Source organism: Chrysiogenes arsenatis DSM 11915, assembly GCF_000469585.1.
GTDB lineage: Bacteria > Chrysiogenota > Chrysiogenetes > Chrysiogenales > Chrysiogenaceae > Chrysiogenes > Chrysiogenes arsenatis.
The window spans coordinates 228,281-240,790 of sequence record NZ_AWNK01000005.1 but is presented as its reverse complement, the minus strand read 5'-3'; the positions used below and the strand labels follow the sequence as shown (position 1 = coordinate 240,790).

9 protein-coding genes are annotated in these 12,510 nt (G+C 50.8%); 2 read left to right on the top strand and 7 right to left on the bottom strand.

Translation table 11 applies throughout. The features are described 5' to 3' along the window. Positions 1-166 precede the first annotated feature (166 nt). Positions 167-2,764 (top strand): TRAP transporter permease, encoded by a 2,598-nt coding sequence (locus tag P304_RS0103510; RefSeq protein WP_027389414.1) that lies wholly within the window; start codon positions 167-169, stop codon positions 2,762-2,764. Positions 2,765-2,820: 56 nt separating this feature from the next. Continuing rightward, on the top strand, positions 2,821-3,132 hold the full coding sequence (locus P304_RS0103505; RefSeq protein ID WP_051321370.1) for a c-type cytochrome: 312 nt from the start codon (positions 2,821-2,823) through the stop codon (positions 3,130-3,132). Here P304_RS0103505 and P304_RS13820 read toward each other — a convergent pair. The 7 genes from P304_RS13820 to P304_RS13810 all read right to left on the bottom strand — a co-directional run bounded on the left by P304_RS13820 (position 3,111) and on the right by P304_RS13810 (position 12,476). Continuing rightward, positions 3,111-4,544: an MATE family efflux transporter gene (locus P304_RS13820; protein WP_201766909.1), complete on the bottom strand. Its 1,434-nt coding sequence runs from the start codon at positions 4,542-4,544 to the stop codon at positions 3,111-3,113. The two genes, P304_RS0103505 and P304_RS13820, sit on opposite strands and share 22 nt — an antisense overlap. Beyond that, positions 4,541-5,671 carry a putative lipid II flippase FtsW gene (ftsW, locus tag P304_RS13815; protein WP_051321368.1) on the bottom strand — a complete coding sequence of 377 codons (1,131 nt, stop codon included), beginning with the start codon at positions 5,669-5,671 and terminating at the stop codon, positions 4,541-4,543. The genes P304_RS13820 and ftsW overlap by 4 nt, the downstream gene beginning before the upstream one ends. 22 nt (positions 5,672-5,693) lie before the next feature. Next, on the bottom strand, positions 5,694-7,049 hold the full coding sequence (gene murD, locus P304_RS0103490) for a UDP-N-acetylmuramoyl-L-alanine--D-glutamate ligase (RefSeq protein WP_027389412.1): 1,356 nt from the start codon (positions 7,047-7,049) through the stop codon (positions 5,694-5,696). A 9-nt stretch (positions 7,050-7,058) separates the two neighbouring features. Further along, positions 7,059-8,132, bottom strand: coding sequence for a phospho-N-acetylmuramoyl-pentapeptide-transferase (mraY, locus tag P304_RS0103485; RefSeq protein WP_027389411.1), 1,074 nt, complete (start codon positions 8,130-8,132; stop codon positions 7,059-7,061). Between the two features lie 82 nt (positions 8,133-8,214). Continuing rightward, positions 8,215-8,553 (bottom strand): hypothetical protein, encoded by a 339-nt coding sequence (locus P304_RS0103480; protein ID WP_027389410.1) that lies wholly within the window; start codon positions 8,551-8,553, stop codon positions 8,215-8,217. Positions 8,554-8,571: 18 nt separating this feature from the next. Further along, the gene (locus P304_RS0103475; RefSeq protein WP_027389409.1) at positions 8,572-9,981 is read right to left on the bottom strand and encodes a dihydrolipoyl dehydrogenase; all 1,410 of its coding nucleotides are present in this window, start codon (positions 9,979-9,981) and stop codon (positions 8,572-8,574) included. Then, a complete protein-coding gene (locus P304_RS13810) occupies positions 9,978-12,476 on the bottom strand; it encodes a putative bifunctional diguanylate cyclase/phosphodiesterase (RefSeq protein ID WP_027389408.1) in 2,499 nt (832 codons plus the stop codon). Before P304_RS13810 ends, P304_RS0103475 begins: the two co-directional genes overlap by 4 nt. Positions 12,477-12,510: the final 34 nt, after the last annotated feature.

Below are 12,510 nucleotides of genomic sequence, written 5' to 3'. Positions count from 1 at the left end.
TTTTTGCCAACTTATCATGTCGCCAGATTCAGTGCAACGGATCGTGAAATTTGCGAATGTTTCAATCCCAGCATTGGTCAGCATACTACCGGATTTCTGCTGGCAATTTTGCGTTTTTTAGTGATAATTGCGGAAGATACAAACGTCGTGCGCGGAGGTATAAAGTATGAGTAATCCCAATCCACCCGGAGCCGAAAAACTCGATGAGCTGGTGAGTTCAGAAACTGGTGGGCGTCATCCCTTGGGCCTTTCAGGTAAAGTGATTTTTGTTGTGACCCTTTGCTGGGCGCTCTTTCAGCTTTGGTATGCGTCTCCACTCCCTTTTGCGCTCCAGATAGGTGTCTTTAATACGACCGAAGGGCGTGCTATCCACCTTGCATTTGCCATTTTCCTCGCTTTTACCGCGTTCCCCATGCGCAAGAAGTCTCCAAAAGAGCACATTCCACTGCTGGATTGGGTCTTTGCCTTTACCGGGGCGATATGCGCGGGATACTTAATTATTTTTTATGATGAGCTGGCAACGCGTTCCGGCGCGCCCATCACTCAGGATTTAGTTGTCGCTCTCATCGGCATGATTCTCTTACTGGAAGCGACCAGGCGCGCTCTGGGCTCGCCTTTGATGATAGTGGCGCTTTTCTTTTTAGCGTACACGTTTGGTGGCCCGTACATGCCGGAGTTAATTTCGCATCGTGGTGCCAGTCTTGCCAAGGCGATGTCGCATCAATGGCTTACTACTGAAGGGGTCTTTGGTGTTGCCATCGGTGTTTCTTCGAGTTTTGTCTTTCTCTTTGTGCTCTTTGGCGCCCTGCTGGAAAAGGCGGGTGCGGGGAACTATTTCATTAAGGTAGCTTTTTCGCTATTGGGTCACATGCGTGGCGGACCGGCCAAAGCGGCGGTGGTGGCGTCTGGCTTTAGCGGGATTATTTCAGGATCATCTATCGCCAATGTTGTCACGACGGGGACGTTTACGATTCCACTGATGAAACGGGTTGGATTTTCTGGCGTAAAAGCAGGGGCGATTGAAGTTGCCGCCTCGACAAATGGGCAATTAACGCCACCCATTATGGGTGCGGCGGCCTTCTTGATGGTGGAATATGTTGGGATTTCGTATTTAGAAGTTATTCGCCATGCGCTCCTTCCAGCGCTCATTTCGTATATTGCCCTTGTCTATATCGTCCATCTTGAAGCGGTCAAATTGAATATGCAAGGTCTGCCTCGCAATAGTGGTTCGACATTCATGGGCACGCTGATCGGCTTTCTTAGTTCTTTTATTGGATTGTGTGTCCTTGGGCTGATTGTCTATTACGGAGTTGGTTGGACCCGCGAGGTTTTTGGGCCGATGGCATCGCTGATTCTTGCCGTAATGATTGGGATTGTGTACATCGCCCTCTTGAAAGTGGCCGCTGGCTATCCCGATAGCAGCGAAGAGCTTTCGGTGGAATCGTTGATTGAAGTTCCCGCTTTCAAACCGATTTTTCTTTCGGGGCTTCATTTCCTGCTTCCCGTCGTTGTCTTGGTGTGGTGTTTGATGGTGGAACGGTTCAGTCCCGGGCTGGCTGCTTTTTGGGCAACGGTGTTTCTGATGTTCATTCTCGTCACGCAACGACCGATACTCGCGTATTTCCGCCGTACAGGTGACTATCAGGCTGCGGTACTTCAAGGTTGTAGCGAACTCATTAATGGCCTCACGAGTGGATCGCGCAACATGATTGGTATTGGTATCGCCACCGCCGCTGCCGGGATTGTGGTCGGGACGGTGACGCTGACGGGTATCGGACTGGTCATGACCGATTTTGTCGAGTTTATTTCCGGCGGTAACCTGATGGTAATGCTGATCTTTACGGCTGTCATCAGTTTGATTCTCGGGATGGGGTTGCCAACGACGGCCAACTATATTGTCGTTTCCACCCTGATGGCTCCGGTCATTGTCGCTCTTGGCGCCCAGCATGGGCTGATTGTGCCGCTGATTGCGGTTCACCTCTTTGTCTTCTATTTCGGTATCCTCGCTGATGATACGCCACCCGTTGGCCTGGCAGCCTACGCTGCCGCGGCGATTTCCCGCAGTGATCCTATTGCGACCGGGATTCAGGGGTTTACCTACGATATGCGTACCGCCATTCTCCCTTTTATGTTCATTTTCAACACGCAGCTTCTGCTGATGAATATTCCGAATGTATGGGAGCTGATGTTTACTATTTTTGGTGCAGTGGCCGCAATGCTGACGTTTGCTTCGGCAACGCAGGGATATTGGATGGTTAGAAATAGACTGTGGGAATCAGCGGCGATGATTCTGGTAACGTTCGCCCTCTTCCGCCCCGGATTCTTTATGGATATGATTTATCATCCAATGACACCACTTCCGGCGATCCAAATTACTGAAGTGGCGCGAAATACAGAACCCTTTGAAACGATACGGATGCGCGTTGCTGGCGTGACGTTTGACGGCAAATCCTTCGAAAAAACGGTTTTATTGCCACTCGGCGAGGAGCGTCCGACTGGAATTGCTCGTCTGAAAGAGGCAGGGCTGACGCTGCGCACGGACATCGAACAAGATCGAGTCTTTGTTGACATGGTGGCCTTCGGGAGTATCGCTGAACAGATGGGATTTGACTTTGACTGGGAAATTGTAACGGTGGAACGCGAAGAACCGCAACCGCCGAAACACTTGATGTACATTCCTGCGCTCACCCTTATGGCATTAATAGGTATCGGACAAAAACGGCGTAAGCAATCGGCAGTACTATTGCAGAAGGTTTCTGCGTAACTGGCATCACCGCTGATAGAAAGTTCTGTCAGCGAAATGAGATAATGAGGTGATCTATGCGTGTCGCAGTCGTGTTTTTGGCGAGTTTTATGTTTGTCCTTGTCTCCGCATTAACGCCTTTGGCGGCAGATGTTGCTGCTGGTCAAGCGTTGTATTCCGGTTGTATGGGGTGTCACGGTTCAACGGGTAATGGTGGTGTTGGGCCGAAGTTGAGTGGACAACCTGCCGAGCAGCTTGCAGCCGCGCTCAAGAAGTATCGCATGGGTCAGACCATCGGGGCTCGCAGCGGCATGATGATGCCTGTTGCTTCGAACCTCTCTGACGCCGATATTGAAAATCTTTCAGTTTACCTGTCTTCTTTGAAGTAAATTGTTGTATTACCGGAATGTGAGACGTTCCCTTTGTGGTTCGCTATCCGGTACAAGCGAAGGGTAAGTAACACCGCCGCGCAACTCAGCCCGGCGGTAAGCCCTATCCATAAACCGGAGGCACCGAGCGGCTCGCGCCACCATGAGGTTACTCCGAGTATCATGCCGAGGGGCAAGCCAATAATCCAGTAGGCAAGAACGGTGATAAACATCGGCACGCGGGTATCTTTATACCCGCGCAAGGCGCCTGCTGCTGCCAGCTGAGTGGCGTCCGAAAGTTGAAAAAGGGCGGCAAAAACAAGAAGGGTTGTGGCAACCTCGCGCACGGCACTGTCTGGTGAATAGAGCGCCGCTATGGTTGCGGCTCCGACCAGGGTGAGCGTTCCGCTGACGAGTGCTCCTGAACTGCTCAGAATCATCCCCGCAAACGCGCGGAATCGCGCTTCAATGTGCTCGCCAGCACCCAGCGCATTGCCAATGCGTACCGTCATGGCGCAACCTATACTGTACGGGAGCGTAAACAGAACCGAGGCAAAATTCAGGGCTATTTGATGTCCAGCGACGACAACTGAGCCGAGCGGAACGAGCAGCAAAGCAACAACCGCAAAAATCGTTGTTTCAATAAAGACGGCGATGCCAATCGGTAAACCGAGCTGTACAATAGTTCCCATAGATCGCAGCGAAGGCCACCCCCATTGCCATGGTGATGTTGATTGGTAGCGGGGTGACCAGCGGGTAATGCCTATCATCACGGCCATGCTGATCCACATCACAACCCCTGTCGCGTAGCCGCAGCCCGCGCCACCAAAGGCGGGAATCCATCCATATCCATAAATCAACAGGTAGTTGAGCGGGATATTTATCGCTAAGCCAACCAGACTTGTCACCATGATAGGTCGTGTCAACGAGAGCGATTCGCTATAGCTTCGCAAGGCGCAAAAAATAATGGCAGCCGGAAAACCCCACGCCACACCCTGCAGGTATCCTTTTGCAATCGAAATGACGTTTTGGTCTGCTCCCATCAGGAGCATTACTTCAACGCCTTGAGTCAGCAAAAATGCCCCTGCGCAGCCCAATAACAGCGCAAGCCAGAGCCCTTGACGTACGAGTGCGCCAACGCCACGGCTATCGTTGGCGCCACAGGCATGGGCGCCGAGTGGTGTCAGCGCCATAAGGATGCCGCCGCACAATAAAAATAAGGGGAGCCAGAGGCTAAAGCCTATCGCTACCGCCGCGAGGTCGTCTGGGCTGACGCGTCCTGCCATGAGAGTATCCACAAACCCCATGGCAACTTGGGCGAGTTGTGAAAGAACGATCGGGTAGGCAACGCCCACTAACGCCCGCCATTCACGGAGCAGGTGTGGCCATGGTCGCTGGGAGAATTTTGAGGTGTAGGCGGGCGTGTTGTTCACGATGAGGGCGTTATTGGTATGGGACTTCCAGTGGTTGCGGGCGCTTCTTTTTCATTCTGCTTCGCGATATTTACCACTAAGCCAATAAGAGTTAGGGCTGCGAGCATGCTGGAGCCTCCATAGGAAAGAAACGGGAGTGCTAATCCTTTTGTCGGCAGTGCTCCCACGGCAACGCCTATATTGATAAATACCTGTACGGTCAGTAAGTATGAAAGGCCAAAAACTAAGTAGGTGTGAAAGTACGACCGCGCTTCGGTGGCAACTTTCATAATCTGCAAGATGAGGGCAATGTAGAGAAAGATAACAATGGCAGCGCCAATAAAGCCGGTTTCTTCGCAAATAACGGCAAAAATAAAGTCGGTATGCCCTTCTGGAAGGTAAAAAATCTTCTGTGTCCCCTCGCCGATACCAACCCCGAAAATACCACCACTCCCAATCGCAATCGATGACTGTGTCACCTGATACCCTTTTCCAAGAGGGTCTGACATGGGATTCAAAAACACATTAATACGGTCAAAACGGTAGCCTTGGTTCATAAAAAAGTCGAAATAGGCATATGGGACGATGACCAGCAGTAACAGGAGCAAGCTTTTTTTCTTAATCCCAGCCAGGAGCGAAAGAGCGTAAATTACCAAAAGGATGATGACTGACGTACCGCGATCCGGCTCGTTAAAGATGAGCGCGACCAGTACGAGAACGACGGTTAAGATTGGGAGTAGGGTGTCGCGCGCCGATTTACCCATTTCGCGGGCTTGAGCGTATTTATGTGCCGCATAGAAAATCAGTGCGAGTTTGGCAAATTCCGAAGGTTGTACCGAGATGGGGCCAAGAATAAGCCAACGATACGCACCGTTAATTGGTCGTTGAAAATAAACGGCAATCAGCAGAGCGATGACGACCATCAAGAGCGGAAAGGTAAATTGGCGCAAACGATCCAGCGGAAGATTTGCGCAGATAGTAAACATGACAAACCCGATGCAGAGCCATAAAAACTGCTTCTGCACGTAGTATAGCGGCGTGCCGTGTACGCGTGCCGCCGTAATGCTGGAAGCGCTCCAGACGAACACCAGCCCGATCAGGCACAGGATGAGTGTGGTGATGATAATGCGGTGCGAGACTTTCAGCACTCCGCGTCTCCGCGTCTGGTGGTTATGTTAACAGGCCACCTCGCTGAGGCTTCTGCGTCGGGTCGGCAAGGGCGCGAACCGCTTCGCTGAAGACATCACCGCGATGTGAGTAGCTGGTAAACATATCAAAGCTGGAGCAACCTGGGCAGAGCATGACGGTATCGCCGTGCACCGCTTGCCCGGCGGCAAGCGAGACCGCGTCGGCCATATCTTCGGCAATCAGTACGGTGACAACGGGTGAAAACGCTTTGTAGATCAATTCTTTTGATTCTCCAATCGCAATGACGAGTTTGCAACTTTTCGCCACTGCCGATGCCGCTGTGCGGAAATCGGATCCTTTATTGCGACCGCCGGCAATCAGAATGATATTTTTCTGCCCTTGGATTCCCTTGATCATGGCACCGATATTCGTCCCTTTGGAGTCGTCAATATAGGTGACGCCATCGTGTTCAAGCACCTTGGCCATCCGGTGTGGCAAAGAGTGGAATTCAGCAATGCCGTGTTTGATTTGCTCTGCGGTGAGTCCAAGCAAAGAAAGCGCCGCCGCCACCGCGCAGAGATTTTCCATGTTGTGCAATCCCTGTAGCGGTGAATCGCTGGCGTTCAGCGATAGGAGTTTTCCGTCGACAAAACCACGTACTTCGCGCGCATCGTATCCCAGAATGTTTGGCGTTTTCTGGCGCGGATCGGCAATAAATTGCACAACGTTGGCTTCGACTTTCCCCTCTTTGAGGTAGGCAGCGGAAAACTCATCTTCGCCATTCACAATCAACCATTCATCTTCTGTCTGATTTTTGGCGATGCGGAATTTGGTGTTGGCATATTGTTCAAAATTATCATATCGGTCAAGGTGGTCGTCGGTGATGTTGAGTACAATCGAAATGTTTGGCAGGAATGTACTGATGGTTTCGAGCTGGAAACTCGAAAGTTCGATCACCGTGACCTCATACGATTCATGTAATGTATCGAGTGGCGGTGTCCCGATATTGCCAGCCGCTACTGCCTTTATTCCATTGCGATTGAGGGCGTGTGCGATCCAGCTCGTGACGGTCGATTTCCCGTTTGTGCCGGTAACGGCGACGATTTTCCCTTCGTACTCTTGATAGAAAAGCTCGATATCGTTCGTCAACTCTTGGTCGAAGTGACGGATATCAATCCCCGGACTTGCCACAATCAGATCGTAGTTCTCCACCACTTCACGTGCAATTGACCCGGCGCCAGCAATAAGACGAGCCTGAACGTTTTCCGGCAGTTCACCCTGAAAAAAATCATCGGCAATAACGACTTCATACCCTTGAAAGCGGAGAAAACGGGCGGCACTTAATCCACTGGCGCCTGCCCCCAAGATTAACGCGGTGCCTGTAGCACGGTGTTCCACGATGTACCTCTATCTCAATTTCAATGTACTCAGCCCTACCAGGGCTAAAATTATCGCAACCGTCCAAAAGCGGACGATAACTTTTGATTCACTGAGTCCGCTCAACTCAAAGTGGTGGTGAATGGGTGCCATTTTGAAAATTCGCTTCTTCCGCAATTTATACGAGCCAACTTGTAGAATAACACTGAGTGCTTCGATGACAAAAATACCACCAATGATGGCCAGCAGAATTTCGTGTTTCGTGATAACGGCGACTGCTCCAAGGCTGGCGCCAATCGAAAGCGATCCAACGTCTCCCATAAAAATTTGTGCTGGATGCGAATTATACCAAAGAAAGCCCAGACCTGCACCACACAGGGCGAATAAAAAGATCGTTAATTCACCTGCCCCTTTAATAAAGGCGATATGCAGATATTGAGCGAATTGCGCGTGGCCGGTAATATAGACAACGATTCCCATAGCTCCGGCACAGATAATCACCGCGCCAATGGCTAACCCGTCAAGCCCGTCAGTGAGGTTGACTGCATTGGAAGACCCCGCAATGACCACCATGACAAACGGAATAAACATCAATCCAAGATCAAGCGATAACCGCTTATAGAAAGGGACAGCGAGGTTGGAAGGGAAGTCCACAAGCAGGAGTGATACGGCGATAATTATGGCAATTACGGCTTGCCCGAGCAATTTATAGCGTCCGGCCAGCCCTTTGGAGTTTTTCCCTTTAATTTTCATCAGATCGTCTGCGAGTCCAATTCCACCCGCACCAACCATCGCAAACACGACGAGCCACACGTACAGGCTGGTAATATCAGCCCATAAAATAGTTGGAATAACGGTTGCGGCGACAATCAGGATTCCTCCCATCGTTGGGGTTCCTTTTTTGCTCTGGTGACTTTCCGGGCCACAGTCGCGGATGAATTGCCCAAACTGGTATTTTTTCAGCCAGGCAATCAGGGTTGGCCCGAGCAAAAAGCAAATCAACAGTGCCGTGATCGCGGCATAGATGGCGCGAAAGGTAATATATTTGAATACATTGAAGACCGCGTAGGTATCCGCGAGGGGATACAAAAAATTATACAGCATGCAATTTCTTTCTCTTTTCGTTCGATACTACCGTGGGGACACGTTTGGGAGCATAAAGCGCAGCATCCCGTCTCGGCAAGCGTTACGCGAGCCCTTTGCTGCGCATCCGACTCAATTTTTGATCGAGAGCGTATTTTACCACTTTATATTTATCTTCTGGAAGCACTGTGCGGACAATTTCGTCATAGAGAGCCAACTCCTGCTGGAGTTTGGCGACGGCACCGGCACTGTTTTGCGTTGCGTCATCATACTTTGCCTGCAAGCGATTGGCAGCATCGACCGCCTGATTACGCTCCGCTACCGCATCGGCCAATTTGCGCCGAATGCCATCAATCTGTTTGTCTTTTGTGTGAACCAAAAAAGCTGCTAGTGCCATCATAGCGACAAATAAAATATACCCAATTAGCTCCGAAACTCCCACACATTCCTCCCCGTAGTATTATTCATTATAACGTAACTCAAGTCCGACTTGTACCGGATCGATTTTCCCTCCGAGATCCCGCAAGGCGGTGCGCAACCCCTCCTCCACCACAGGGTGGTAAAATGGGTACCGTAGAACGTCGAAGACGGTTTTCTCTTCCTGTATTGCCCATGCTAAGAGGTGGGCTAAATGTTCGCCGCCGGGGCAGCACAGTTCGGCTCCCAGTAACGCGCCACTTTTGGCGTCGCCATATACACGAAGATGGCCATGATTGCGAGACATTACCAAAGCACGACCCTGTCCGGCAAAGGAAACTTCCCCGACCGCTACGGCGTCGCCGCGCGTTTCAAGCGCTTTCCACGGTAAGCCGACCACGGCAACTTCAGGGTGGCAGAACGTGATTGCCAGTGGTGTGCGGCGACGAAACGCCATTGGCGAACTGGCGACGGCATTATAGCCCGCAATTTTCCCTTCGTCACTTGCCTCGTGCAGAATAGGCAATTCCCCTTGAACATCGCCAGCCAAAAATATATGCGGGGCTCCTTTGATTTGCATCGTGTGACGATCAAACAGCGGAACCCCTTTGGGGTCGAGTGCCATCCCCGTAGTTTCGACACCAAGAGTATCCACGTTTGGTGTGCGTCCTTGAGCGGCCAAAATGGCGTCGACCACAATGTCGCCCCCGCTCCACGTAATCCGGTAACGGCCATCGCCGGTTTCGCTGGCGACAACATCATTGGCAAAAACGAGCGTAAGTTCTTTACCAAGAGTGTCAACGGCCACTTGATTCACGACAGGATCACTCAACCCTGCAATGCGCCCCGAACGGCCAAAGGCCGTTGTATGAACCCCAAGGCGGCTGAGCGCTTGCCCGAGTTCTATGCCGATAACACCGACTCCCATCACCGCTATCGATGATGGGAGTTTTGGTAATTCAAATATTTCATCACTGGTGAGTACCGGCTTGGTAAATAAGCGCCATGCCGCGGGGATGATGGGTCGTGAGCCGGAGGCAATGATAATCTTTTTCGCACGAATAGGCTCGCCATTGACTTCTAGCGTATGCGCATCAAGAAAACGGGCTCGACCCGTGAGCAACCGTTCGTCGCCGATCTTCTTGACAGTTCCGCCAAGGACACCACGCACAAAGCGGTCGCGGAGCTGACGGACGTGGTTCATGACCTGGGCCGAATCGACATGGAGTGCTTCGGCGCCGTGAATGCCGAGTGAAGCGAACGTGTGGCGGCGATGGAAATCTTCTGCGACTTGAATCAATACTTTCGATGGCATGCAGCCGACGCGGGCACACGTGGTGCCATGCGGGCCATCATGAATCACGACAATGTTTTCTGTGGTGCGCACGGCCTGACTAAACGCGCCTAGGCCAGCCGAACCGGCACCAATAATGGCAATATCTACTTGTTTCATGTGGTGCTTCTTTCTGGGGTAAACTGTGGTGCAGGGCGGCCAATATGGTAGCCCTGCACGTAATCTATGCCAAGCGCCAAACAGAGTTGCAGTGTGGTTTCATCTTCTACAAATTCGGCAACTGTTTCAATATTCAGCTCCTTGGCGAGCGTTACGATACTTTTTACAAAGGCATGATCTTTCGGGTCGCGGTGCATATTGCAGATAAACTCCCCTTCGATCTTCAGGTAGTCGATCGGAAAGCGTTTGAGGTAATGGAACGAAGAGAATCCGGAACCGAAGTCGTCGATGGCAAACTTAAACCCTTTATGGTTCAACTCTCCTACTAATTTTTCGACAACATTGAGGTTTTTGACCGTCTCGCGTTCGGTAATTTCAAAGACGATTTGCTCGCGCGCAATAGCATATTTTTGCGTGAGGCGGACCATAATCGGTAAAAATTCGCCTACCACAAATGACCGTGGCGAGATATTCACGAAGAGCTTTCCGGTATAGCCTGTGCGCTGGATAATCTCAAACGCCTTCTCCATGAGAATAAAGTCAAGCTCGTGAATGATCCCCATATTTTCGGCGACGTGGATGAATTCGCCAGCCACCATCATGCTATTGTCGATGTCGATCCGCATGAGCAATTCATGAATAGCGATTTCGCCGGTGGCGGTCACCTGAATTGGTTGCATGAACGGGATGACGCGTCGCTCACGCAGGGCTGCCATGACGATGGAAACTTTTTCTCCCGCCAGCTTGAAGGCTTCGATAATGTCTTCTTCGCCTGGGGTTTTGATGGAGTTTTTCCCCTCAGATTTTGCGCGGTACATCATGTTATCCGCAATCAAGAAAAGGTCTTTCCCCTCGGTGGCATGTTCGGGGAAGGTCGCTATACCGAGCGATACCGTGGTGGCGATTTCTGCACTGGCATCTTCGATGCTCAGGCGATATTCGGCAACCGCTTCCTTGACGCGATTTGCAATCGTAATGGCCTGATTATTGTCGGCTCCGGTCAAGATCGCAACAAATTCGTCGCCGCCATACCGTGCCAGAATATCTTCATTGCGCAGTTCGGTGCGGATGATCTTCGCAAATTGCTGCAAAAACTTATCGCCAATGAGATGTCCGTGCATATCATTGATGTGCTTGAAGTTATCGCAATCCACCACCAGCAGTGAAAACGGTATTTTGTGTCGTTCTGACCGTTTTACTTCATAGTGCAGCATTTCCCAGAACACGCGCTGATTAAAGAGGTGAGTCAGTGGGTCGCGTGTGGCGTAGTATTCGATTTCCTGGGTGTATTTGTGGAGCGCTTTGGCAGAGCCAACGACGTTGATAAGTGTGGTCAGGACGCTTTCAATTACGATAGTGCGAATGTTGTCGCGATCCGGCACTGACTGCACTCCGATGCCAACGGTTCCGCCGATTTTTGGCGCATTGAGGAGAAGCGATTTTGTTTGCAGTTCGATATCTTCTGCGCTCAGGGGGACGAGGCAACGCGATTGGTCGCAGACGTTGTGGTTAATATCGACCTGAATGGTATGCGCATAGGCTTCGTTGCCGCGAATCCGCTGTCGAATAAATTTTTCGAGCAGATCTTTGGTTTCATTTGTGGGCACACCACGCCAGAAGACCTCTATTTCGTAAATATCATCATCAATCTTGAAAATCGTAAACATAGCATAGGCTTCGATAATGGTATTGATATCGAGCAGCAGTGCCCGGACAAAGTCTTTCCAGTCTTTGATGACATCTGAGGTGATAATAAACTTTTCCAGTAGCCGCATCTCGAATTCCAACACGCTTTTATCGATGGAGATATTGCGTAGGCGGCTAAAGAGGAAGACAAACTGATCAAAAACGGCGTTGAGCTCAACCAAACCGAGGTTCACATTACTAAATTCCAGCTCTTTAATATCTTTGAGTGTATTGGCTTTCTCTATGGAGTCACTGAGTTGTCCGAGTGATCTTTTCAGGCGACGCAGAAAGAGGTGGGTTAAAAACCACGCGATAACCATGGGGATCGGAGAGGCGTAGAGTAGATGTATAAAGTACTGACGGTTGCTTTCCGCCAAAACAGGCGCAATTCTGTGGGTTAACTGCACACCGGCAATCGACGCACCGCTTTCCTTGCGGAAAAGGTAGAGCAATTCGTATGATGCTTCGCCCTGCCGTTCGTGCACGGTGAGCAGGTCGCCTGAATAGGTTGTAGTGTAATCAGAAAGCGTTGCCGGAGCTTGCTTGAGGGGAGCGACTTGAAAAAAAGGGTCGCTAGAGTTTGTAGCGGGTAAATCGCGAATATAGGCTTCCATATTAAAGTCGGGCGTGGTGTTTAAGTGCCGTCGCAAATCGTGGGTAATGTGCTGTTCGAGCGACTGTCCTGCACGATTTTCACGCGCCACAATAACGCGATCAAAAAAATTGACGCTGGCGATATAGACGATGAAGAACATCAAGCAGGTAACCGCAAAAGAGACTACAAAAAAAAGCGGTTTGATAAACTTCATCCGTCCCTCCCTCCGAGTAGTGGGATCGATAGTC